Source organism: Tardiphaga sp. 862_B3_N4_1 (assembly GCF_051811085.1).
GTDB lineage: Bacteria > Pseudomonadota > Alphaproteobacteria > Rhizobiales > Xanthobacteraceae > Tardiphaga > Tardiphaga robiniae.
Map to the genome: position 1 here is coordinate 2,731,496 of NZ_JBPWQB010000002.1, position 22,440 is coordinate 2,753,935.

21 protein-coding genes are annotated in these 22,440 nt (G+C 61.7%); 6 read left to right on the forward strand and 15 right to left on the reverse strand.

What is annotated here, in order from left to right:
- Positions 1-7 precede the first annotated feature (7 nt).
- The 6 genes from AB8B02_RS30220 to AB8B02_RS30245 all read right to left on the reverse strand — a co-directional run bounded on the left by AB8B02_RS30220 (position 8) and on the right by AB8B02_RS30245 (position 6,191).
- Complete coding sequence (locus tag AB8B02_RS30220) at positions 8-628, reverse strand: FliH/SctL family protein (protein WP_120288507.1); 621 nt, start codon at positions 626-628, stop codon at positions 8-10.
- Positions 628-1,719, reverse strand: a complete 1,092-nt coding sequence (gene fliG, locus AB8B02_RS30225; protein ID WP_089262059.1) for a flagellar motor switch protein FliG — start codon at positions 1,717-1,719, stop codon at positions 628-630. The genes AB8B02_RS30220 and fliG overlap by 1 nt, the downstream gene beginning before the upstream one ends.
- A gap of 5 nt (positions 1,720-1,724) precedes the next feature.
- Complete coding sequence (fliF, locus tag AB8B02_RS30230; protein ID WP_120289119.1) at positions 1,725-3,338, reverse strand: flagellar basal-body MS-ring/collar protein FliF; 1,614 nt, start codon at positions 3,336-3,338, stop codon at positions 1,725-1,727.
- A gap of 171 nt (positions 3,339-3,509) precedes the next feature.
- A complete protein-coding gene (gene sciP, locus AB8B02_RS30235) occupies positions 3,510-3,785 on the reverse strand; it encodes a CtrA inhibitor SciP (RefSeq protein ID WP_002714638.1) in 276 nt (91 codons plus the stop codon).
- A 146-nt stretch (positions 3,786-3,931) separates the two neighbouring features.
- A complete protein-coding gene (locus AB8B02_RS30240) occupies positions 3,932-4,657 on the reverse strand; it encodes a flagellar hook capping FlgD N-terminal domain-containing protein (protein ID WP_120288508.1) in 726 nt (241 codons plus the stop codon).
- 10 nt (positions 4,658-4,667) lie between these two features.
- Positions 4,668-6,191, reverse strand: a complete 1,524-nt coding sequence (locus AB8B02_RS30245; protein WP_158596756.1) for a flagellar hook-length control protein FliK — start codon at positions 6,189-6,191, stop codon at positions 4,668-4,670.
- A gap of 320 nt (positions 6,192-6,511) precedes the next feature.
- Here AB8B02_RS30245 and mnmA point away from each other — a divergent pair, with 320 nt between their 5' ends.
- The 3 genes from mnmA to AB8B02_RS30260 are packed head-to-tail and all read left to right on the forward strand — an operon-like array spanning position 6,512 to position 8,786.
- The gene (mnmA, locus tag AB8B02_RS30250) at positions 6,512-7,708 is read left to right on the forward strand and encodes a tRNA 2-thiouridine(34) synthase MnmA (RefSeq protein ID WP_120289120.1); all 1,197 of its coding nucleotides are present in this window, start codon (positions 6,512-6,514) and stop codon (positions 7,706-7,708) included.
- Positions 7,709-7,725: 17 nt separating this feature from the next.
- Positions 7,726-8,364 carry a class I SAM-dependent methyltransferase gene (locus tag AB8B02_RS30255; protein ID WP_089262053.1) on the forward strand — a complete coding sequence of 213 codons (639 nt, stop codon included), beginning with the start codon at positions 7,726-7,728 and terminating at the stop codon, positions 8,362-8,364.
- 50 nt (positions 8,365-8,414) lie between these two features.
- On the forward strand, positions 8,415-8,786 hold the full coding sequence (locus AB8B02_RS30260; RefSeq protein ID WP_120289121.1) for a hypothetical protein: 372 nt from the start codon (positions 8,415-8,417) through the stop codon (positions 8,784-8,786).
- A 15-nt stretch (positions 8,787-8,801) separates the two neighbouring features.
- On the opposite strand, the gene AB8B02_RS30265 is transcribed toward AB8B02_RS30260, so the two are convergent.
- From AB8B02_RS30265 to AB8B02_RS30300, 8 genes are all read right to left on the reverse strand, one after another.
- On the reverse strand, positions 8,802-10,661 hold the full coding sequence (locus tag AB8B02_RS30265; RefSeq protein ID WP_120288510.1) for a bifunctional sugar phosphate isomerase/epimerase/4-hydroxyphenylpyruvate dioxygenase family protein: 1,860 nt from the start codon (positions 10,659-10,661) through the stop codon (positions 8,802-8,804).
- Positions 10,658-11,398, reverse strand: a complete 741-nt coding sequence (locus AB8B02_RS30270; RefSeq protein WP_120288511.1) for an ABC transporter ATP-binding protein — start codon at positions 11,396-11,398, stop codon at positions 10,658-10,660. The genes AB8B02_RS30265 and AB8B02_RS30270 overlap by 4 nt, the downstream gene beginning before the upstream one ends.
- A 10-nt stretch (positions 11,399-11,408) precedes the next feature.
- A complete protein-coding gene (locus AB8B02_RS30275; protein WP_089262045.1) occupies positions 11,409-12,152 on the reverse strand; it encodes an ABC transporter ATP-binding protein in 744 nt (247 codons plus the stop codon).
- Positions 12,149-13,144: a branched-chain amino acid ABC transporter permease gene (locus AB8B02_RS30280; RefSeq protein WP_439065883.1), complete on the reverse strand. Its 996-nt coding sequence runs from the start codon at positions 13,142-13,144 to the stop codon at positions 12,149-12,151. Before AB8B02_RS30280 ends, AB8B02_RS30275 begins: the two co-directional genes overlap by 4 nt.
- Entirely contained in the window at positions 13,141-14,016 is an 876-nt protein-coding gene (locus tag AB8B02_RS30285) for a branched-chain amino acid ABC transporter permease (RefSeq protein WP_120288513.1), read from the reverse strand. The genes AB8B02_RS30280 and AB8B02_RS30285 overlap by 4 nt, the downstream gene beginning before the upstream one ends.
- A 183-nt stretch (positions 14,017-14,199) precedes the next feature.
- The gene (locus AB8B02_RS30290; protein WP_089262041.1) at positions 14,200-15,342 is read right to left on the reverse strand and encodes an ABC transporter substrate-binding protein; all 1,143 of its coding nucleotides are present in this window, start codon (positions 15,340-15,342) and stop codon (positions 14,200-14,202) included.
- Between the two features lie 60 nt (positions 15,343-15,402).
- The gene (locus AB8B02_RS30295) at positions 15,403-16,293 is read right to left on the reverse strand and encodes a shikimate dehydrogenase (protein ID WP_120289122.1); all 891 of its coding nucleotides are present in this window, start codon (positions 16,291-16,293) and stop codon (positions 15,403-15,405) included.
- A gap of 104 nt (positions 16,294-16,397) precedes the next feature.
- Entirely contained in the window at positions 16,398-17,336 is a 939-nt protein-coding gene (locus AB8B02_RS30300; RefSeq protein WP_120288514.1) for a LysR family transcriptional regulator, read from the reverse strand.
- Positions 17,337-17,600: 264 nt separating this feature from the next.
- Here AB8B02_RS30300 and AB8B02_RS30305 point away from each other — a divergent pair, with 264 nt between their 5' ends.
- Positions 17,601-18,812 (forward strand): glycosyltransferase, encoded by a 1,212-nt coding sequence (locus AB8B02_RS30305; protein ID WP_089262037.1) that lies wholly within the window; start codon positions 17,601-17,603, stop codon positions 18,810-18,812.
- A 10-nt stretch (positions 18,813-18,822) separates the two neighbouring features.
- On the opposite strand, the gene AB8B02_RS30310 is transcribed toward AB8B02_RS30305, so the two are convergent.
- Positions 18,823-19,245: a hypothetical protein gene (locus AB8B02_RS30310; RefSeq protein ID WP_116661170.1), complete on the reverse strand. Its 423-nt coding sequence runs from the start codon at positions 19,243-19,245 to the stop codon at positions 18,823-18,825.
- Between the two features lie 312 nt (positions 19,246-19,557).
- Here AB8B02_RS30310 and AB8B02_RS30315 point away from each other — a divergent pair, with 312 nt between their 5' ends.
- A complete protein-coding gene (locus AB8B02_RS30315; protein ID WP_439065884.1) occupies positions 19,558-20,571 on the forward strand; it encodes an NAD(P)H-dependent flavin oxidoreductase in 1,014 nt (337 codons plus the stop codon).
- 219 nt (positions 20,572-20,790) lie between these two features.
- The gene (locus tag AB8B02_RS30320; RefSeq protein WP_120288516.1) at positions 20,791-22,368 is read left to right on the forward strand and encodes a gamma-glutamyltransferase family protein; all 1,578 of its coding nucleotides are present in this window, start codon (positions 20,791-20,793) and stop codon (positions 22,366-22,368) included.
- Positions 22,369-22,440 lie beyond the last annotated feature (72 nt).

Sequence of the window (22,440 nt, forward strand, 5' to 3'; positions counted from 1 at the left end):
AGCCCTGTCAGGCCTGATTGCGCGACGCCATGTAGCGTCCGACGAGTTCGTTGATCTTGGCGTCGATGGTTGCGCGTTCGAGCACGACGCCGCCATCCGCCCATTCGATTTTGCAGTCGCCGTTCTCGATATCCGGCTCGGCGAGGATAACGAGGCGACCGGCGAAGCCGCTTTGTTTGGCCTGTTTCTCGATGCGTTCGCGTGCTTCGTCATAGAGCTGGTCGTTGATGCGCACCACGAGATGCGGCGTCGACACCAGATTCTTGAAACAGTCGTGGACCAGGGCCATGACTTCGGTGAGCGGCTCAACGGCGATCAATTCACTGCAGAGTTTGCGTGCCACCGACACCGCGACATCGACAGCTTCGGTTTCCATCTTTTCTTCGATGGCCCCGAAGCGCGACGAGATCGAGGAGATCGCAACACCGATCTGTTCCAGCGCCAATGCGGCGCGACGGTCGCTTTCGGCCTTCGCCTCGCGCTGGGCCGCATCGAAGCCGGCGCGATAGGCATGGGCTTCGGCGTTGGCGATTTTCTCCGCGATCTCGGCAGGCGTGATCGCGGGCGCCCGCGTCTTGTCGGGCGCTGCGAAGTCCATATCGAACAGAAATTTTGCGGGGGCGGCCATCAATACACCAGCTCGTCGTCGGCGCGGTTCTTGGTCAGCACGATTTCGCCCTTGGCGGCGAGATCCTTGGCCAAATTCACCAGCAGTGCCTGTGCCTCGTCGACATCGCGCAGACGGACCGGGCCGAGCGCGGCCATATCGTCGGTCAGCATCTTGGCGGCGCGGGACGACATGTTGCCCATGAAGAAGGCGCGCACTTCCTCGTTGGCGCTCTTCAGTGCGATACCCAGTTTGTCCTTGTCGATGCTGCGCATCAGGGTCTGTGCCGAGCCGGCATCGAGCTTGATGAGGTCGTCGAAGGTAAACATCAGCGCCTTGATGCGCTCGGCCGCCTCGCGATTGTCTTCTTCCAGCGAGGTGATGAAGCGTGTTTCGGTTTGGCGATCGAAGTTATTGAAGATTTCCGCCATGACTTCGTGCGCGTCGCGACGACGGGTCTGCGAGAGGTTCGACATGAATTCGACGCGCAGCGTCTGTTCGACGCGCTCGATGACTTCTTTCTGCACCGCTTCCATCTTGAGCATGCGGTTGATGACGTCGAGCGCGAGATCCTCGGGCAGGATGCCGAGGACGCGCGCTGCATGCTCCGGCTTCAGCTTCGACAGCACCACGGCAACGGTCTGCGGATATTCGTTCTTCAGGTAGTTCGCGAGAACCTCTTCCTGCACGTTCGAGAGTTTTTCCCACATGTTGCGGCCTGCAGGGCCGCGGATTTCTTCCATGATACCGCTGACGCGCTCGGACGGCAGATACTGGGTCAGCAGACGCTCGGTGGCATCGAAAGTGCCCATCAGGGCGCCGGAGGCGGACATCCGCGATACGAATTCGAGCAGCAGATCTTCGACCGTCTCCGGCTCGATGGTGCCGAGCGATGACATGTGGAGTGAAAGCTCGCGCACTTCGTCGTCGTCGAGCTGCGCCCAGACCTTCCCACCATATTGTTCACCCAGCGCCAGCATCAGGATGGCTGCGCGCTTCGGGCCGCTCAGTGGCTTTGCTGGCGCACGGCCGCCTTGGCGCTGTGCGAGCGATGCTACGACGCTGGCGATGTCGCTGCTGTTATCGCCGGTGGTTTGCGGAACGGATGCCATTCAGATCACGCCGGTTCCTGCAGCCATGCGCGAACAATGGCTGCGGTTTCGTTAGGGTTACGATCGGCCAGTTCGCCCACGCGATGCACGGATTGCGCGTGGACCTGACCCTGGATGGTGGCGACGTCGATCATGTTGGGGCCGCTGGCGGGAATGACGGTCTGTCCGTCAGCGCTGAGGGCGACACCGTCGGGAAGAACGAGAGCGTTGGCTGCAGGGAGCGCCGGCACGGGCTCAGAGGCGAGGACGCGGCGGACCAGCGGGCGGATGACCATGAACATCACGACCAGACCGAGCAGCATCATGACCGCGAGTTCGATGACGTGCATCACGTCATCCTTGGTGAATTGCATCATGCCGAGCAGACCGGTCGGCTCCGGCGTCGGAACGACAGTTGGGCCCTCGGCGAATTTCAGGTTGACGACCTCGACCTGATCGCCGCGCTTCTGGTCGAAGCCAATGGCCGAACGGACCAGCGCTGCGATGCGATCGAGTTCTTCCTTGGGGCGTTGGGCGTAGACCTGCTCGCCCTTCTCGTTCTTGCTGTAGCTGCCGTCGACCAGTACCGCGACCGAGATGCGATTGACACGGCCTGCTTCGGTCACTTCGGTCTTGGTGATGCGGGAGATTTCGTAGTTGTTGGTTTCTTCCGACTTCTTGCTTTGATCCTTCGCCGTCCCCGTGTTGCCGGCCGCCTGATTGCCTGGCAGTTCGTTGTTGACGGTGACTTGGCCATCCCGCTCGCCGACGGCGGAGGATTCTTCGCGGCTCTGGCTGGAGCGCAAGACCCGGCCTTCCGGGTCGAATTTGTCGGAGGTCTGCGTGACCTTGTTGTAGTCGAAGTCGGCTGTGAGCTGGACCCGGGCCCGGCCTGCGCCCACCACCGAGGAAACGATCGCTTCGACCTGGCTGCGCATCCGCTTCTCGAAGCCGGCGCGGCGCTCGTCGCCGGTGGCGCCCTCCATGGTCGCGTCGGCGGCGCCGTCGGCGAGCAGTTGTCCCGCTTCGTCGACGATCGAAACCCGGGCCGGCTTCAGGCCGTTGACGGCCGAGGCGACGACATGGCGGATCGCCCGGACCTGCTGCGGGTCGAGGGCGCCGCGGACGCGGACGACGATCGAGGCCGAAGGCTCGGGAGCTTCGCGGGAGAACAGGGGGCGTTCCGGCAGGACGAGGTGAACGCGGGCGAACTGTACCCGGTCGATCGCCCGGATGGTTCGCGCCAATTCGCCTTCGAGAGCACGCAAGTGGTTGATATTCTGAACAAAACTTGTTGTGCCGAGAGCGTCGGACTTGTCGAAGATCTCGTAGCCGACGCCGCCACCCTTGGGCAGGCCGCCTTCGGCCAGCTTCATGCGCAGGCGAGTCACCTTGTCCTTCGGCACCATGATGGCGGCACCGTCGTTCTTCAGCTCATAGGGGATAGCCTGGCGTTCCAGGTCCTTGATGATCGCCGAGGAGTCCTCGACGCTCAGGTCCGTGAACAGGGTGGTCATCTGCGGCGTAGTGACCCGCATGATGACGAAAGCAAAGAAGCCGATGAGCGCGGCCGTGACCGCAACCATCGCCATCAGGCGCGCCGCGCCGAGACCTTTAAGGAAACTTAGAAGACTCTGCACGAACCAGCCCCTGAGATTCGGCCTCAAAGACCGACTGGGCAAATTTTGCCGGGGTATGGTTTCGATATGGTTAACGGCGGTTAACGGGTGGCAAAAATATGGCCAAATGACGAAAACCGGCTTCCCGTGAGGGAGCCGGTTTTCATCGAATTGGAGATATTAACGATTCGTTTACTGACGATACTGCTGGATGCGGGTGGTCCGCAGTCCTGCCAGACCGTGCTGGTCGATCGAGAACTGCCAGGAGAGGAATTCGTCGACTGTCAGCGTATAGCGGCTGCAGGCTTCCTCAAGAGACAGAAGGCCACCGCGGACGGCGGCGACAACTTCGGCTTTGCGGCGGATGACCCACCGTTTGGTTCCGGGCGCGGGCAGATCCGCAATTGTTAACGGACTGCCGTCAGGCCCGATGACGTATTTGACCCTCGGGCGATGGGGTTCTGTCATGGCGTACTCACAAACTCTCAACCACTGAACTCACTTCAACAACCTACGCCCAGCGACTTAAAATTTGCCTAAGCCTACAACTCCAATGCGAATAGAACTGGATTTGGTTCGAAATAATCGTCCCGAGGAGATGATGCGGCGCAGCGTCAGGTTGTCTGTGTGGTTGGCGTCGAGGGAGTCGTTGGCGCCGTCGTCGGACGCACCACGCGCTTGATTTTGTCGACGGTATAGTTGGCGCCGTTGATCGAGAGCAGGGCGGGGCTCGCTGACAGATCGACGGAATCGACAACGCCCTGGACTTCCGTGGAGATGGCGACGTCGCGACCGTTGTCGTCCTTGCCCGTTGCCGTCAGCGTATAGGCTCCTTCGGGATACTGAACGCCGTCATTGCCTTTGCCATCCCATACAAAAGTGCCGTTGCCGGACTTCAACGTATACTTGCCGGTGTAGACAACGTTACCAGCGGAATTTGTAATGTTGACGGTGGCTGTCGAGTCCTTGTCGGCGAGTAGATTCCATGTCGCCGACGTCTTGAATTGCGCCGTGCTGCCATCGACAGCGACGTTGTTGCCGACATAGATGAGCGCCTGCGTCGCTTCTGTAGCTTTGCCGAGATCGACCAGGGCTTTCAACTGATCGTTCGACTTGAGCTGCTGTTCGACACCCGCGAACTGCACGAGCTGCTGCGTGAACTGGTTGGTATCGAGCGGATCGAGCGGGTTCTGGTTCTGCAGCTGCGTCGTCAGCAGCGTCAGGAACGTCTGGAAATTATCGGCAATGCCGGTGGTCGTCGAGCCGGAGCTGCTGCTTGAGTTCGATACCGGCGTAGTGCCGGATACGACAGGGCTTGGAGTCGTTGCGTCAACTGCCATGGTTCACTCCTCAGATACTGATGTCGACGCCGCTGCTGGATCCCAGCATGCGGCCATAACCGCGGCCCGCAGCAATCGCGGGCACGGACTCGTCTTCATGGATCACAAGGCGCTGGGCGTTGCGGCCCGAATTCTCGCCACTGTTCTGTTGCTGGCCTTGCGACTGATCGCGCAGGCTGAATTGTAGTCCGCTGTCGTTGGTCTTGAGGCCGGCCTGTTCGAGTGCGCGCTGCAGTTGCGGTGCATCCTGGCGCAACATGGTCAGGGTTTCCGGCTTCTCGACGGTGAGATGCGAGGTGACATTGCCATGCTTGTCGACTTCGAGCCGGACATCGATACGGCCAAGCTCGGCAGGGTCGAGCCGGATGTCGAAGCTGCTCTTGCCCGATTTGGCGTTCTGCACGATCTCGACGGCGACGCCGTCCAGAGGCACTGGCGCGTTGGTTGCGACCGTGGCGGTCAATTGCGGGGTCGCAGCTGCAATCGGCGTCGGTGCGGTCTGCAACGGCTGCTGCTGCAAGCTATTGGTGGTCGGCGCAGTCACATCCGGTACTGCAGCCTGAGCGGTATGTTCGGCGCGACGCTCATGGCCAGCGCTAGCCGCAGGCTTTGTAGCTTCCGGTGCAACGGCGGTCGCGTCAGTTGCTACGCCATCGACGAGTTTGTCGCCCGGCTTGGCATCCTTGCCGACGGTCGACGCTGCGGCCGCGTCGGCTGGCTGCGCGGACGCGATCTCGGTGGTTTTGGTCTTGTCTTCTGATTTGACCTCAGCCGTTGATGCCGTTGTGGCATCGGCTGCGCTGGTCTTCTTCGCGCCGGCTTTGCCGCCCGCGGGTGTCGCGGATGCGATAAGTGCCGCGAAATTCGCTTCGGCTTCCGGGGCCGTCGATGCAGGCGCCGCTTCGGCGTCAACCGTTGCGGCTTCGGTCACTGCCGTCTGGGCTTTCAAAACGGCTGCAGCGATGGCGAGAGGCTGTGCAACGCCGGTGGTTTCGGGCGCTGTCGGAGCTACCGTAACATCGGTCGTGGCCGCAGGCACGGGGATCGCGACGGCGACGGCGGCGACCGCGACGGGCTTCTCGGTTGGGGCCGTTGCGTCCGCGTCAGTCGTTGCGGTCTTGTCGGCATCCTTGGACGAGGCGTCCTTGGTGTCGGTCTTGTCGCCCGTCTTCGCGTCGGCCTTGGAATCGGCCTTCGTGTCGCTCGGATCGCTCTTCTTCGCCTTGCGGGAGTCCTGCGCGGCATCGGCTGCCTGGGTGTCGCGGTCACGTGCATTGGCGGCCGCGTTGTCGGTGCGATCATCGGACTGCCGCGTGCGGTCATTGCTCGAGGAGCGCGTGTCGTCGCGCCGTGCGGGTGCTGGCAGATCAGGCTGGGCGGCCGCGGCGCGGTCGCTATTGGTGCTGGCAACGGTGTTGCCGTCGACCAGCGAGCCGAAGCTGTCGGCGTCCGACCGCTGATCGTCGCGGGACGAATTCGATCGTGCGTTCTGAAACGAGACGTTTGAGACGATATCGGACGTGACGCTAACCACGGGCGGCCTTTCCAGAAGAGTTCTATCCTCCTTTCAGCAAGGACCGGGCCACCTCTCGTTTTATAAAAATATCTATACAAATCAGTATGTTGTAATTCGGGTGGAACCTCCGTGAGGACCGTCGCGGCATTATCTTTTCTGCCCGGCGGCAAGAATTGCCGTTTCCGGCGAGGCGCCGTGATTGATTGAGCGCAAGGCGGCCTATATTAAAGTGCCATATCCTAACCCATTGTCGGACCGACCTTAAGTTCCGGGATTTGGCTCCGTTTTCCTGATCGCGACGGTTTGCAGCCAGCGCGGTCGCATCAGTGACCGAAACCATGCTCAACAGTCTCGATCTCGAAGGCCGTCCGCAGGACACCAGGGTCGTGGTCGCCATGTCCGGCGGCGTCGACTCCTCGGCGACGGCTGCGCTGTTGAAGTCGCAGGGCTACGACGTCGTCGGTATTACGCTGCAACTCTACGATCACGGCGCCGCCACCCATCGCAAGGGCGCCTGCTGCGCCGGCCGTGACATCCATGATGCCCGCGACGTGGCCGAGCGGATCGGGATCCCGCATTACGTGCTGGATTACGAAAGCAGGTTCCGCGAGTCCGTCATCGACAATTTTGCCGCGAGCTATGCTTCCGGCGAAACGCCGGTGCCGTGCATCGAATGCAATCGTTCGGTCAAGTTCCGCGATCTGCTGGCGACCGCGCGCGATCTCGGCGCGCAGGCGCTGGCGACCGGTCATTATGTGGCCTCGCGCCGCCTTGCTAACGGCTCGCGCGCCATGGTCTGTGCTGCCGATGCGGATCGCGACCAGAGCTATTTCCTGTTCGCCACCACGCAGGAACAGCTCGATTATCTCCGCTTTCCGCTCGGTGACATGAGCAAGCCGCAGACCCGCGAATTGGCCCGGCAGTTCGATCTGTCGGTCGCCGACAAGCAGGACAGCCAGGACATTTGCTTCGTGCCGTCCGGCCGCTACACCGACGTGATCGAGCGTCTGAAGCCGAATGCGCTTGAACCCGGCGAGATCGTCGATATGGATGGCCATGTCATCGGCCGCCACGACGGCATTATCCATTTCACTATCGGTCAGCGCCGCGGCCTCGGTATTGCAGCGAGCGCGCCGCTCTATGTGATCAAACTCGACGCCGTCACCCGGCGCGTGGTGGTCGGCCCGCGCGAGGCCTTGCGGATGCACCGCATTGTGCTGCGCGACGTCAACTGGATCGGCGGCGGGACGCTCGATAGCGCTGTTGGCAATGGCCTCGAGCTGTTCGTCAAGGTGCGCTCGACCCGTGGACCACAGCCAGCCTGGTTGCGTGCTATGAATGGCGGCTACGAGATCGAACTGGTCGGCGGCGAGGAGGGCGTGTCGCCCGGTCAGGCCTGTGTGTTCTACGACGCGCCGGACGGTCAGGCCCGCGTGCTCGGCGGCGGCTTCATCAAGAGCGCTGCGGCGAAAAGCCCTGTCAGCATCTCCCCCCGCGATGCTAGTGTCCCTGCCGTCGCAGCAATGCGTGTGTAAGAGTTCAGGGTAGGGGCATGGCTGGCGATATCGACCGCGCGGGGGTCGCGAAGGCTTACGGGCGCTGGGCGCCGATTTACGATCTCGTTTTTGGCAAAGTGTTCGATAGCGGTCGGCAATCGACGATTATCGAGGCCGATCGCATCGGCGGCCGCATCCTGGATGTCGGCGTCGGCACGGGTCTGTCGCTGGTCGATTACGCCCGCACCACGAAGATTTGCGGCGTCGATATTTCCGAGCCGATGCTGCGCAAGGCGCATGAGCGCGTCCGCACCCACAACCTCACCAATGTCGAAACGCTGGCGGTTATGGATGCGAAGAATCTCGCATTCCCCGACAATCATTTCGATGCCGTCGTGGCGCAATATGTCATCACAGCCGTACCCGATCCGGAAGCGACGCTGGACGATTTCATCCGCGTGTTGAAACCAGGCGGCGAGCTCATTCTCGTCAATCACATCGGCGCCGAAAGCGGTCCGCGCAAGATTTTCGAACTGGCCTTTGCGCCGCTGGCCCGCCGGCTCGGCTGGCGACCGGAATTTCCGTGGAAGCGGCTGGTGGACTGGGCAACGGTCCACGGCGGGATCACGCTGGCCGAGCGCCGGCCGATGCCGCCGATGGGGCATTTTTCGCTGATCCGCTACATTAAATCCTGACTGTGGAGCGCGGGACCGGAACCTCCGTTCGCGCCCGCGGTTGGCTCCGGATGCAGATCAAACAGTCGCTCGTCATCGCAGGTCTAGTCATCGCCGGTTCCAGCGCCGCCTTCGCGCAGGCGCCGCCGACGCCTGCCACGCCTCCCGCACAGACCGCGCCGCCATCGGCCGAGCGCGCAAATGCCAATTGTGCACCCACACAAACGACCCCGCAGGGGACGATTGCTCCCAGCGGGACGACAACGGGCCAGAGCCCGGAGCCGCTGGGCGATAAACTCGCGAAATCAGATGGTGTCCTTTGCCCGCCGAGCAATGTCGATCCCGCGATGCGGGCACGCGCGCCGAATTCAGATAGTAGCAATACGCCGGTGATTCCCCCGCCCGGCAGTCCCGGCGGCGATCAAAGCGTTCGGCCGAAGTAAGCCTTAACGAGTTCGTCAGGCGCGCGGCACGGACACAGGCCGCGCGTCACGCGTTTGAGCTGCGAGACGGATACCGGCGTTAGCCGCACCAAATCCCTGATAGTTGCGGCGCTCGACAATCTCGAAGAAGAAGCGCTCATCGAAGCTCGGCGTGTAGATCTGGAAGAATTCACCGTCGCCTTCGCGATCATACAGGATCTGGTTGTCGCGCAGCGCAGCCATCAGCTCGGCATCGAGCCCATACTTGGCTTCCACGTCATCGTAGTAATTGTCGGGAATACGTAGGAATTTGGCGCCGCGTTTGCGCATATCGGCCACAGCAGAAAAGATATTGTCGCACAAGAACGCGATATGTTGCACGCCGGAACCGAAGAACTCCGAGATGAAGCGGTTCGACAGCGTGCGCGTTGCGGATGATCCGTTCAAAATGATGCGCAGCGACTGATTGGCTGATATCAGCGCCTGGCTTTGCACGAGGCCGACCGGATCCGGAATTTCCATCTGCGGCAGGCGCTGCAGGTCGAGAATGCCGGTGTAAAACAGAAGCCACGACAGCATCTCGTCATAGGGCATCGATTGCGAGATGTGATCGACGACGGAGAGATGGTCTGTACCGGCATTGCTCTGCAGCGGCTCGAAATCTACGTCCCAGTTCTTGCCGGCCGCTTCCAGGAAATAGAGAAGACTTCCGCCGACGCCGTGGATCGCCGGGATTTCCAGTTCGCCCGGTCCGACTGGCTGATAGAACGTCCGCGCCTGCAAGGCTTCCGCGCGCGCCATGGCCTGCTTGGTATTGCCGACGTCCAGTGCGATGGCGCACACGCCAGGGCCATGCGTCACGTAATGCGAATGTGCGAAACCGTCCGGCTCAGAATTGATCACGAGTTCGATGGCGCCCTGCGACCAGCGTTCGACGTCCTTGCTGCGATGAGCGCCAGTCTTGTGAAAGCCAAGTTGGCTGACCAGCGTCGCAAGGTCAGTCGCCTTGGTCTCGTTGACGGCGAATTCGATGAAGCCGACGCCGCGGGTGGATGTCTTTGGCTGCAGGGCGTCGGCCGGTGTCTTTGCCAGTTGATCCTGCAACAGGATCAGTGAGCGCAATCCGTCAGTGGCTGTGCGAACGGCGGAGCCTGCGCGGAACTGGTCGTTGAAAATCTCGAGGGACCACGCGCCGCTATAGCCGGTGGCTTGCACCGCTTCCATGAACTCAGCCACGGGCAGGTCGCCCTGACCGGGAAAGCAGCGAAAATGCCGGCTCCAGGACAAGACATCAAGGCCCAACTTCGGCGCGTCGGCGAGCTGCACCAGAAAGATCTTGTCCGCCGGGATGGATGCGATGGCGCTGACGGGAAATGCCGGGGCCAGCGCATGGAAGCTGTCGAGGATGACGCCGATCGACGGGTGATTGGCGCGGCGGACGATCTCCCAGGCATCGCGATAGTCATTGACATGGGCGCCCCAGGCCAGGGCCTCGAAGCCGACACGCATGCCATGCTGCGCGGCGAGGTCCCCAAGCTCGCGAAAATCCGCTGCGGCTCGGTCGATACCGCCAAGCGAGGCCGGCGAGATGTTGCTGCAGATCAGCATCAAGTCCGTCTGCAACTCTTTCATCAGGTCGAACTTGCGCGCCGCGCGCGCGAAGTTGCGGCTGCGCTGCGGCTCCGGCATGCCCTCGAAGTCGCGGAAGGGCTGGAAAGCGCAGATGGTCAGGCCGAGGTCGCGGCACATCTGGCCGACGTCCCGCGGGCTTCCATTGAAGGATAGAAGGTCCGCTTCAAAGATCTCGACCTCGTCAAAGCCGGCAGCAGCGATGGCGCGGAGTTTCTCATCCAGTGCGCCTGATAGCGAGACGGTAGCGATCGAGAGCTTGTTCATGCCGCGGTCTCCGTCATGGCGCCGCCGAGGAACAACTGTCCGATGCGCGGATCGTTAAGCACACGGTCGGCCTTGTCCATCAAGCGGGTCTGGCCGAGTTCGAGCACGATGCCGAAATCGGAAATCTCCAGTGCCGAGCGTGCGTTCTGCTCGATCATCAGGATCGAGACACCGCGGTCACGCAGCTCCTTCAGGATGTTGAAGGTCTGCAGCACCATCAGCGGCGACAGCCCAATGGAAGGTTCATCGATCAGCACCAGCTGCGGATTGAGCAGCAGGCCGCGGGCGATTTCGAGCTGCTTCTGCTCGCCGCCGGATAGCGTCGAGGCCTGTTGCTTCGCCTTGGTGCGCAGCACGGGGAATTTATCGAGCGCAGCTTCGATCCGAGCCGGCAGATCGGTGATGTCGCGGCCGGCGGCGACCGCACCGAGTTCGATATTGTGACGGACCGTGAGTTCCGGGAAGATATTGCGGCCCTGCGGGACGTAGCAGATGCCTGCCGTCAGCAGTGCACGCTGGCTGAGACCGGTGACGTCCTTGCCTTTGAATGTGACTTTGCCTTCGCGCAACTTTAGCAGACCGAAGATCGCCTTGAACACCGTGGACTTGCCGGCGCCGTTTGGCCCGATGACGGTGGTGATCGACCCAGCCGGCACCGTGAAGGTGGTGCCATTCAAGATCGTCATCTTGCCGTAGCCGCCGACAAGGTTCTGAACGTCCAGGATTGCATCGCTCATGGCACTATCCTCAATGTCCCAGATAGGCTTCGATCACGGCAGGATTGGCGCGGATTTCGTCCGGTCGCCCCACCGCAAGAACCTTGCCTTCGGCCATCACCATCACGCGTGTGCAGAGCGACATCACGAATTCCATGTTGTGCTCGATGACAACGAAAGTGGCGCGCTTCTCCCGGTTGATCGCCGCGAGGCGGTCCTTGAGATCCGCGAGCATGGTCAGGTTGACGCCGCCGGCAGGCTCGTCGAGCAGCACGAGGCGCGGTCCGCCCATGAAGGCCATCGCGGCATCGAGCAGTTTCTGCTGGCCATAAGAGAGGCCGCCGGCGGGCTCATCGGCGAGATGGTCGAGCTTGAAGAAGCCGATCATCTGGTTGGCCGCCTCGGTCAGTCCGGCATCGGATGGGCCGAGTAGGCGCGACAGCATGTTACCTTGGTGTTCCTGACCGGCAAGGATCAGGTTTTCGCGCACCGACAGCTTCGGGAATACCTGCAGCAATTGAAACGTGCGGCTGACACCGAGGCCGTTCAGCTCCGAAGGCCGCATGCCGGTGACCACCTTGCCGTCGACCTTCACTTCGCCGGCGCTTGGCGTGAGCTGGCCGAGGATGCAGTTGAACAAAGTGGACTTGCCGCAGCCGTTCGGACCGATCAGGCCGAGGATTTCCCCTTCCTGCACATCGAACGAGACGCCGTTGACAGCGGTGATGCCGCCAAAGCTCTTGCGGATATTGCTGACTTCGAGAACCGCGGTCATGGGGCCGTTTCCAGTTTCGCTTTGGCGACCGCACGTAATGCGGACGCTGCCTTGGTGCGGCGTTCGGAGATGTAACGATCGAGAATGCCGAGAATACCGGTGGGTGAGTAGATCAGCAGCAGGATCACTGCGATGGCATAGAGCATCAGATAGTAACCCTGCGTGAAGCGCAGCCATTCAGGCAACAGCACGGCGATCATCGCGCCAAGGAACGGCCCGAAGAAGAAACCGGAGCCGCCGACGATCACCATCATCAAGAGATCGAGCGACAGCGACAGGTGGAACGGCACGGGATCGACATATTGGGTCAGCGGCGCATAGAGCGTGCCCGCGACACCGCCGAGTGCGGAACCAATTGCAAAGGCCATCAGCGTATAGCGCCTTGTGTCGATGCCGAGCGAGAGCGCACGAACGGGATTTTCGCGCAGCGCAATGAAAGCGCGGCCCCAGGGCGAGCGGATCAGCCACCAGACAGCCAGTGAGACGATGCCGAGCGATCCCAGACAGACATAATAGAACGGCAACGGCCGCCGCGTCGGATAGCCGAAGATTTCCGGGCGAGGAATGTTGCTGATGCCGTAGATGCCCTTGGTCAGCCAATCCTCGTTCCGAAACACGAGAAAAGCGAGCGTCGAAAAGGCGAGGGTGACAAAAGCCAGATAGTGGTGCTGTACGCGCAGGGCGGGATAGCCGAGGATCCAGCCGATAGCGAAACACAGCACGATGGCGACGCCGAGCGCGCCGATGAGCGGCAGGCCGTTCGATGTCATGATCGCAGCCATATAAGCGCCGATGCCGACAAAGGCGCCCTGCGCCAGCGAGACCTGCCCGGCATAGCCCAGCGTCAGATTGAGCCCCATGGCGGCGATGGTCATCACAGCCCACTGGCTCAGGATGAACAGACCGTAGCGGTTGAAATTCATCGGGACGATGATCAGCGCGGCAATGACAACGATGCCGAAGCCGATCTTGAGGGTCTTCGCCGCGGTCATACGGTGCGCTCCTCAGGCCGGCCAAACATGCCTTGCGGCCGAAACAGAATGATCGCGATCAGCAGAACCAATGGCACGGCGGCGCGATACTGGGTGGAGACATAGGCGGCTGACAGATTGTCGACGACGCCGATCAGCAGGCCGCCGGCAATGGCGCCGCGGACCTGGTTGAAGCCGCCGACAATGGCGGCGATGAACGCGGCCTGGCCGAGCACTTCTCCGTTGGAGAATTTAGCGAGATAGATCGGCGTGATGAGGAGTGAGGCCAGCGCGACCAGAAACGCGTTGATCAGGAAGGTCAGCAGGATCATGCGTTCAACGGGCACGCCAATGATGCGCGCGACGGTCGGGTTTTGCGCGGCAGCCTGCATCTGGTGACCGATGGAGGTGCGGTTCAGCAGCGTTGTCAGGCCGAGCACGGCGAGAATCGCTAGCACCAGCACGCCAATGCTCTGCAGGGCGACGACGCGGCCGAAAATCGTGACGTCACCGCCCGGGATGATCGATGGAAACGGTGAGGCTTCGGCACTCCAGAATTGCTTGGCGGCTTCCTTGATGCCGATGGCCAGGGCCATGGTCGCAATCGCCAGCGGCAGCACGCCATGGCGCAGCATTGGATCGACCAGCAACATTTTGAAGCCGAGGCCCAGCAGCAGCAGCGACAGCGCGATGCCAATCAGGATCGCCAGCCAGAACGGTGCGCCGGCATGCATCACCGCCAGCATCAGGAAGGCCGGCAGCATGACGAATTCGCCCTGCGCGAAATTGATGGTCTGTGAGGTCTGCCACAGCAGTGTGAAGCCGACGGCGACGATCGCGTAGATCGCCCCGGTGGCAAGACCTGCGATGAGGAGATCGAGAAGGTTGGACATGTGGTTCTCCAAATGGCTGGCAGCTAAAGCACCGGCCGCGCGCTCCCTCGCCCCGCTTGCGGGGAGAGGGCTGGGGTGAGGGGTTCTTGCAAGTAAAACACTCGCTCCCCCTCACCCGAAGCCTCGCTTCCGCTTGGCTCCGACCTCTCCCCGCAAGCGGGGAGAGGTTAAGTACGCGAGGCCTCAGTTGCCGAGCTTTGGCAGCACCTGCTTGACGACCTGCTTGCCCTCGACGATCTCGACGAGGAAACCCTGTCTATCGATGTCGCCATTGGCGTCGAAGGTCGCGTCCATCAGGATGCCCGGCTCCTTGGCGGCGGTGATTGTGAAGCCGTGCAGGGCATCGGCGAAGCCCTTGGAATCGACCTTGCCCATCTTCTCGGTGGTGGCCTTGATCATGTAGATCGCGAGCCAGCCCTTGAGGCCGTTATGGTCTGGGACGTAGTTGTACTTCTTCACGAACTTGTCGCGGAACGCCTTGATCAGTTCGACCGGCGCGTCGGTGGTGAGGCCGACATGGCCGCGCGCGCCATTGGCCGCGTCGCCGGCGAGTTCGACGACCTTCTGTCCGACCAGCGTGGTTTCGCCGACCAGCGGCACAGTGATGCCCTGGCGTTTCAACTCCTTGAGTATGCGCGCGCTCTCTTCTTCGTTGACGTAAACAAAGACTGCATCCGGCGCTGCCGACTTGATCTTGCTGACATCGGCCGCGAAATCGGCCTGGCCGGCTTCGGTGGAGAGATCGGCCGCGACTTTGATATTGTACTTGGCGAATTCCTTGCTGATGGAATCGCGCCCGCCTTTGCCGAAGTCATTGTTAACCCAAACGATGGCGACCGACTTCGCCTTCAATTCGTCATTGATGTATTTGGCGACCTTGGGCATGGACGACTGCTGGCCAAACGACGTCCGGAACAGAAACTTGTTGCCGGTTGTCGTGAGTTCAGCGGCTTCGCCGCCCATGATTTGTGCGATGCCGGCTTCGGCGGCGAGCGGCGCGGTGACCTTCACCGAACCGGAATAGCCGGGCCCGAGCAGCACATAAGGCTCGGCGTCCAGTGCCTTCTGAACCTGGGCGCGGGCGACACCGGGGTTGGACTGCGAGTCTGCATGGGTCACTTCCAGCTTGCGGCCGAGTACACCGCCCTTGGAATTGATTTCTTCGATCGCGAGATCGATGCCGTTCTTCCAGTTGGTGCCGACGGTGGCGCCGCCGCCGGACAATTCGGCGACATTGGCGAGTTTAATAGGGGCTCCGGACTGCGCGATGGCAGCACCGGTCAATACAGTCGCGAGCAGGGCGCTCGCCAAAAAAACTGGCTTCATGGAATCCTCCTGTTGCTATTGTTGTGTTTGTGGGTGCGGCCTTATGAGCGGCCGCTTCATTCAGGCTGCGTTTGGTGTCGGGTACCTTTTGACCATGACGGCGTCGAAAGCAATTCCCATTTCAGTCGGTGAAGGCGCAAATCCTGTAAACAACTCAAAGGCATCGGCGGCCTGGTAGATCGCCAGATCGCGGCCGGTCATGACCGGCGCGCCTTTGGCCTTGGCCGCGTTGAGCAGCGGCGTCCACAGCGGGGAATACACGGCATCCGCAACCCACGCTTCCGCATGCAGCAGCGCATCGGGCACTGGCGTGCCGCGGTTGGGCAACATGCCGATGGGTGTGCCGTTGACGATGCCGACCGCGCCGCGAACGGCGTCATCGACGCTGTCCGCCACGCGGATGCTTTGCTTGTTGTGGAGCAGGGAAACGAGATGCCGGGCCTTGGCCGCGTCCGTATCGAAGATCCTGATCTCGGAAACGCCGAGATCAGCCAGCGCAAAGGCGATGGCCTTGCCGACGCCGCCGGTGCCGATGACCGCGACCGGGCCGTGGTTGGAATTGGCGACCAGTTGCTTGGCGGCCCGTGCAAAGCCCGTGGTGTCGGTGTTGTGGCCAGTCAGCCCGCCGTCGCGGACCACGACGGTGTTGACGGCGCCGATGGCCTTGGCCCCGGGCGAGAGCTCGTCGAGCAGATCGACTATGGCTTCCTTATAGGGGAAGGTCACGTTTATGCCGGCAAAACCGAGGCGACGGACGCTGTCCAGAATGGCGTGCAATCCGCTGCGGTCCGCACCGGCGATCTCGATCAGCTGATAGTAACAGCGTGCACCCATGGCCTCGGCGGCCCGCTCATGCATCGCCGGTGACGCTGAATGCGCGATCGGCGCGCCGAGCAGGCCGGTGAGGAAACGTTGGCCCGTCGCCGGGGTATGGGGCGTCGAAGAGGTCATGAACGGATGGCCAATACTTTCAATCATCATCGGAAACGGGACAGAAGATAGCGCGGCGGCGATCTAACACAATTACCCTGTTATACAACAAACATAACATGATGTTATTTTTTACGGACGCGCGAGACTGGCTTTGCAGCGGCAATTTTGTGAGAGCCGACTGCGCGCATCTCGGTGCGCAGGCAGTCGATGAAATGCTCGATATGCAGTGACAGCGGCGCGCCGCGTTTCACGGCGACATAGGTATCGAACCGGGTCGGCTCGACGATGCGGATCACCTCGACGCCGGGATAGCCGCCATGGGCCACCGTGAACTGGTCGATGACCGCGATGCCCAATCCTGCCTTCACCAGGGCACAGACCGTGGTGCCAAATCTCGCCCGGATGGTGATGTCGTATTTGAGTTTATTGCGGGCGAAGATCTCCGCCATGATCCGACCGTAGGGATCGTTGGGATCGATGCCGATGAGGGGATACCGAATGATCTCCTTGGCCGAGACCTGTTTGCGACCTGCGAGTTCGTGTCCCTCTGGCACGATGCAGAACAATTCGCCGGATGCCAGCGGCATAAAGTCGAGCCCGGGATGTTCGAGCCGATAGCTCATGGCGACGCAGTCGCCGCGACCGAGCAGCAGATAGTCGATCGCCTCCTCAAGCTTGAGAATGTTGATGTCAATCCGCAGGCCTGGATAACGCCGCCGCACCTGCTCGATGGCGCGTGGCACCATCACCTGCGAGATACTGGGAACCGATCCAATGCGCAATTCCGACAGTGTTCCGTGGCCGATCTTCGAGATGATCTCGGTGAGATCGTCGACTTTCTTGTAGACACCGTTGATCTGCTCGAAAATATTCTGCGCTTCAGGCGTCGGGAAGTAGCGTCCGTTCTGGCGCTGGAAGAAGCGGATGCCGAGCGACTTCTCGGTGTATTTGACCAGGCGGCTGATGCCGGGCGCGGACACATTCAGGAGTTTGGCAGCGCCGCCAATGGTGCCCGTCACCATGACGGCGCGGATCACTTCAACCTGGCGTAACGTCATCATGCGCAAAAACTCTCGTTATGCTGAACGGCGCGGATGGTGCGCCAGAATGCGCGCTCTTCTGCCCTGGATGGATATGGTGCCGACCGCGTCCGACGAACCGAGTAGCATCTTCCCCAGAGATTATCAGAACACATCTGAATTGATTCAATTTTTACCGACAGTTCGCAATCGAATTAACGCAAGTTGTAGGAGTGGATTGTAGAAGGGGCGCATTGGTCTATTTTCAGGTCAGCCCACATTCGTCGTTTCCGCCGTTGAGGTCCTATGCGCGTCGCTGTCGTCCACGATTGGCTCTACACGCTGGGCGGTGCCGAGCAGGTGCTGCGCGAGATATTGCAGTGCTATCCGGAAGCGGACGTGTTCACGCTGTTCGATGTGCTGACGCCGGAAGATCGCGCCAAGATCGGCTTCAAGAAGGCGCGTACCAGCTTCCTGCAGAAGATGCCGTTCATCCGCAAACGTCATCGGTCATATTTGCCACTCATGCCGATCGCGATCGAGCAGTTCGATCTGTCGGGCTACGACCTGGTTATTTCCAGCAGTTATGCGGTGGCCAAGGGCGTGATTACCGGTCCGAACCAGCTCCACGTGTCCTATGTGCATTCGCCGATGCGTTATGCGTGGGATCTGCAGCACGCTTATCTGAATGAAAGCGGCTACACCGCCGGCATCAAGAGCGCGTTGGCGCGGGCACTGCTGCACCGCATCCGGATCTGGGACGTGCGCACGGCCCACGGTCCGGACGCCATGCTGGCGAACTCCAATTTCGTCGCCAAGCGGATCAAGAAGGTCTATGGCCGCGACGCCAAGGTCATCTATCCGCCGGTGACCATGTCGAAGCTGCCGCCCGATCTGCCGGTCGGGGACCACTTCCTCGCGGCAAGTCGCCTGGTGCCCTACAAGAAGATCGAGGCCGTGATCCAAGCCTTTGCCGAACTGCCGGATCAGAAGCTGATCGTTGCAGGCGACGGCCCGGATGCGGAACGGCTGAAGGCAATCGCTGGCCCGAACGTGACATTTGTCGGCTTCGTCAGTGATGAGAAGCTGCGCGAATTGATGGCAACGGCGCGTGCCTTCGTCTTTGCCGCCGAGGAGGACTTCGGGATCATCGTTGTCGAAGCGGAATCCGAGGGGGCGCCGGTTCTGGCGTTCGGCCGCGGCGGCGCGCGCGAGACGGTTTCGGCCTCTCCCGAATTGCGCACCGGCATGTTCTTCGATTCCAACGAGCCGAAAGCGATTGCGGAATGCGTCCGTGCCTTCGTGGCGAATGAAAGCTCATTTTCGCGTGCTGACTGCCGGATGCAAGCCGAGAAATTCTCGGCTGAGCGTTTCCGCAACGAACTGATGTCATTTGTGAACGACCACATGCGGACATTCAGCGGTGAGCGGCGGCGCAATCGCGATGGCAGTTCGCCGGATGCGGCAGGCTTCAAGCGGCGCTGGAGCGATGCCAAGGATTCCGCTCGAAGCGAATAGGCGTCTGCCGTTACGATGATGCCCGCGACCCCGGCCCTTTGTAATCCGGAAACCGCGACAACATGGCGGTCTTCAGGAACTTGAAGTGCGAGATGCTGACAGCAAGGTCACGCAACCGGCGCTGGCCGTTTGAAATTTCGGTCTCGAACAGGTCCAGGTGATCGCTGTCGAGCTTCTCCCGGGTCAGATACTCATCGTCCCCATTGCCGAAGGTTACAGCCGCGCGCGCCAGCACATCGTCAACGCGACGGGTGAGGCCGGCCTGCTCGGCTTCGGCATTGCTGAGTGCGCTATCGAGGGCCGAAAGGACGTAATCCAGCCGCTCGCGATCAGTTTCGGCATCGCGCTCAGCCGAACGCGCCCTGAACTCACGCTCACCGACAAGGCTGCGAAGATAGTTCTGGGCACGAGCCCGCAGGAACATCTGGAACATGCCGTATCCGGTCCAAGCGCGCGCGGCGGTATGCCGCGCAATGGCGCAGCTTGGCCGATTATGGTGATCAATCGGTTAAGAAATCGGATACGTAAACAGGCAGGCCTGCAGAACATCGCGATCGCCAACTCGATCCGCGTGTTGAGCATGCGCCGGTTGAGGCGATAGCTGTTATCCGCCATCAGCCTGAAGTGATCATTGGCGAACACCATGCCGGGCAGTAGCCGCATCATGCCGGACATTCCGTCCGGCTTATAGCGGTCGCCAGGGAATTCCGGCTATCCTCCCGAAAAATGAGAGGGATGGGAACAAATGCTGCTGTCTTCGGGCGACCGCCACGGGATCGACGACCTCAGCGGCAAAGCGAGTGCCGCGCGGTTTACGGAAACAATTCGGCCGCGGCTGTCGGTGCCTTTGGTCGCAGCGCCGATGTTTCGCGTGTCAGGCCCGGAACTCGTCATTGCCGCGTGCAGGGCTGGCGTGATCGGTTCGTTTCCGACGGCCAATTGTCGAACCGATGATGAACTCGATGGCTGGATAGCGCGCATTCTCGGCGCGCTCGGGCCGGACGACGCGCCGTTCTGTCCGAATCTCATCATTCGTCGCGAGAGCTTGCAGGATGATCTGGCGACGGTGATCCGGCATGGCTGCGAGATGGTGATCACCAGCGTCGGACCGCCGGATGCGGTCGTCGGTCCGCTGCATGAGGCAGGCTGTATGGTGTTTGCCGATGTAGCTTCGATCCGGCATGCGAAGAAAGCCATTGCAGCGGGAGTCGATGGGCTCGTCTTGCTAACGGCGGGTGCCGGCGGGCAGACCGGCTGGGTCAACGGTTTTTCGTTTGTGCGTGCGGTTCGCTCGTTCTGGGAGGGGCCGGTCGTGCTGGCCGGCGGTGTGTCGGACGGGCAGGCGGTGTTTGCCGCCGAGGTGCTCGGCTGTGATCTCAGCTATATGGGCACCAAGTTCATTGCCACCAAGGAGAGCATGGCGGTGGACGAGTACAAGCGGATGCTCGTCACGTCCGAGCTCGACGATGTCCTGCTGTCACGGGCTTTCACCGGCCTGGAAACCAATACGCTGGTTCCCTCGATTGTCGCCGCGGGCCTTGATCCGAAAGATCTGCCGACGGACATGACCAAAGAACGCGCCGATGCGCTCTATGGCCGGCAGGCGACGTCCGGGGTCAAGCGATGGCGCGACGTCTGGAGCGCAGGCCACTCTGTCTCTGGTGTTGCTGCAATCGAGCCCGTAGCGACGCTGGTCGCCCGCACGCGCGATGAATATGAGACTGCGCGCTCAGCGCCGCGCCGTTCAGTCGGGAGCTAGCTAGTCAGATGCACGGCTGGGTTGCGGCGCGATATCGTATTCGCGGTAGCGGCTGCCAGTCTCATTGTTGTCATAACGGCTACCGCACTGCCGATTCACACGCTAAACCACACGCCATCCCCGCGCGCCTGGGGGCCGATCTGCTCGGCGCTCGACCGCATCTCTCCCGCCTCGTCGCGCGATCTGCGCCAGGCGGCTTCGTACCGATAGAGGACTCTCATGCGTGATTTCATGGCCGTTGCCCGTTCCGTCGCCGTTGCCGAGCACGGGATGGCCGCAACCTCGCATCCGTTGGCGACGCTGGCTGCTGTGGAGATGCTGAAGTCGGGCGGCAATGCCATCGATGCGGCGCTGGCGGCAGTCGCCGTGCAATGCGTGGCCGATCCGGCGATGACCGGCATTGGCGGCGACTGTTTTGCCCTCTATTCGCCGAAGGGCGGCGCGCCGATCGCGCTGAACGGCTCCGGCCGTACGCCGGCCAAGATCGATTCCGAGAAATATGCGGCGTCCGGCGTCCGCGACATTCCCGAGACCTGCGTCGAGACCGTCACCGTGCCCGGCGCCATCGATGCCTGGTGCACGCTGAGCAAGGATCACGGCTCGAAGCCGCTGGCCGACGTGTTTGCCGCCGCCATCGACGCCGCCGAGAATGGCTTCCTCATCACGCCGCGCGTGTCCGCCGATTGGGCCAAATGGCGCCGCAAGCTGGAACTGCATCCCGACGCGACCGCGCAGTACCTGCCGGGCGGCCATGCCCCCGCGATCGGCGACAAGCGTGTCCAGCCGGCGCTCGCTGCCACGCTGCGCCGGGTCGCGCGCGAGGGCCGTAACGGCTTCTACCAAGGCCAGGTGGCCGACGACATCATCACCACGTTGCGTGCCGTTGGCGGCGTGCACGAGGCCGATGATTTCAATGAGCAGCGCTCCGACTATGTGACGCCGATCTCGGCCAATCATCACGGCTATGATGTCGCCGAATGCCCGCCAAACGGCCAGGGACTCGCCGCACTGATGATCCTGCGCGTGCTGGCCGGCTACGACATGGCCAATCTAAGCGAGGCCGACCGTATCCATGTGCTCGCCGAGGCGACCAAGGCGGCCTATCGCACGCGCGATGCCTATTTCTGCGATCCTGCTTACGGGCAGGTCGATGTCGAGCGCTTTCTGTCGGACAAGTTCATCGGCGACCTCCGCGCCAAGATCGACATGAAGCACGCTTCGCCGGAAGAGCATTGGGACTCGGTCATCCACAAGGACACCGTCTATCTGACCGTGGTCGACCGCGATCTCAACGCCGTGTCCCTGATCAATTCGCTGTTCGGCCCGTTCGGCAGCGGCATCTATGCAAAGAAGTCCGGCGTGCTGCTGCATCACCGCGGCTGGAGTTTCCGCGCTAAGCCCGGCCATGTGAATTCACTCGGCCCGCGCAAGCGTCCGATGCACACGATCATCCCGGGTATGCTGATGAAAAACGGTCGCGCGGTCATGCCGTTCGGCGTAATGGGTGGCCACTATCAGGCCACCGGCCATGCCCAGTTCATATCCGATGTGATCGACCGCAAGATGGACATCCAGGCCGCTGCCGAGGCGCCGCGCTCGTTCGCGACCAACAACCTGCTGCAGCTTGAAAAGACCATCCCGGAAGCGGTGCGCAACGATCTGGCCGGCCGCGGCCATACGCTGCAGATGATGGATACCGGCATCGGCGGTTGCCAGGCGATCCAGATCGATTACGAGCGCGGCGTGCTGCTCGGCGCCTCGGACCACCGCAAGGACGGCCTCGCACTCGGTTTCTGATCGATCAGGACAAGGCGCGATGGCGAGCTTCAGGCCCCGTCGCGCCATGACTGGTCCGGAGTTCGCCAGTCT

Coding starts and splice junctions, on each gene's coding strand:
- AB8B02_RS30220 (WP_120288507.1), bottom strand. CDS start 628: ATGGCCGCCCCCGCAAAATTTCTGTTCGATATGGACTTCGCAGCGCCC.
- fliG (WP_089262059.1), bottom strand. CDS start 1,719: ATGGCATCCGTTCCGCAAACCACCGGCGATAACAGCAGCGACATCGCC.
- sciP (WP_002714638.1), bottom strand. CDS start 3,785: ATGACAGAACCCCATCGCCCGAGGGTCAAATACGTCATCGGGCCTGAC.
- AB8B02_RS30240 (WP_120288508.1), bottom strand. CDS start 4,657: ATGGCAGTTGACGCAACGACTCCAAGCCCTGTCGTATCCGGCACTACG.
- mnmA (WP_120289120.1), top strand. CDS start 6,512: ATGCTCAACAGTCTCGATCTCGAAGGCCGTCCGCAGGACACCAGGGTC.
- AB8B02_RS30255 (WP_089262053.1), top strand. CDS start 7,726: ATGGCTGGCGATATCGACCGCGCGGGGGTCGCGAAGGCTTACGGGCGC.
- AB8B02_RS30260 (WP_120289121.1), top strand. CDS start 8,415: ATGCAGATCAAACAGTCGCTCGTCATCGCAGGTCTAGTCATCGCCGGT.
- AB8B02_RS30265 (WP_120288510.1), bottom strand. CDS start 10,661: ATGAACAAGCTCTCGATCGCTACCGTCTCGCTATCAGGCGCACTGGAT.
- AB8B02_RS30270 (WP_120288511.1), bottom strand. CDS start 11,398: ATGAGCGATGCAATCCTGGACGTTCAGAACCTTGTCGGCGGCTACGGC.
- AB8B02_RS30275 (WP_089262045.1), bottom strand. CDS start 12,152: ATGACCGCGGTTCTCGAAGTCAGCAATATCCGCAAGAGCTTTGGCGGC.
- AB8B02_RS30280 (WP_439065883.1), bottom strand. CDS start 13,144: ATGACCGCGGCGAAGACCCTCAAGATCGGCTTCGGCATCGTTGTCATT.
- AB8B02_RS30285 (WP_120288513.1), bottom strand. CDS start 14,016: ATGTCCAACCTTCTCGATCTCCTCATCGCAGGTCTTGCCACCGGGGCG.
- AB8B02_RS30290 (WP_089262041.1), bottom strand. CDS start 15,342: ATGAAGCCAGTTTTTTTGGCGAGCGCCCTGCTCGCGACTGTATTGACC.
- AB8B02_RS30295 (WP_120289122.1), bottom strand. CDS start 16,293: ATGACCTCTTCGACGCCCCATACCCCGGCGACGGGCCAACGTTTCCTC.
- AB8B02_RS30300 (WP_120288514.1), bottom strand. CDS start 17,336: ATGATGACGTTACGCCAGGTTGAAGTGATCCGCGCCGTCATGGTGACG.
- AB8B02_RS30305 (WP_089262037.1), top strand. CDS start 17,601: ATGCGCGTCGCTGTCGTCCACGATTGGCTCTACACGCTGGGCGGTGCC.
- AB8B02_RS30310 (WP_116661170.1), bottom strand. CDS start 19,245: ATGTTCCAGATGTTCCTGCGGGCTCGTGCCCAGAACTATCTTCGCAGC.
- AB8B02_RS30315 (WP_439065884.1), top strand. CDS start 19,558: ATGCTGCTGTCTTCGGGCGACCGCCACGGGATCGACGACCTCAGCGGC.
- AB8B02_RS30320 (WP_120288516.1), top strand. CDS start 20,791: ATGCGTGATTTCATGGCCGTTGCCCGTTCCGTCGCCGTTGCCGAGCAC.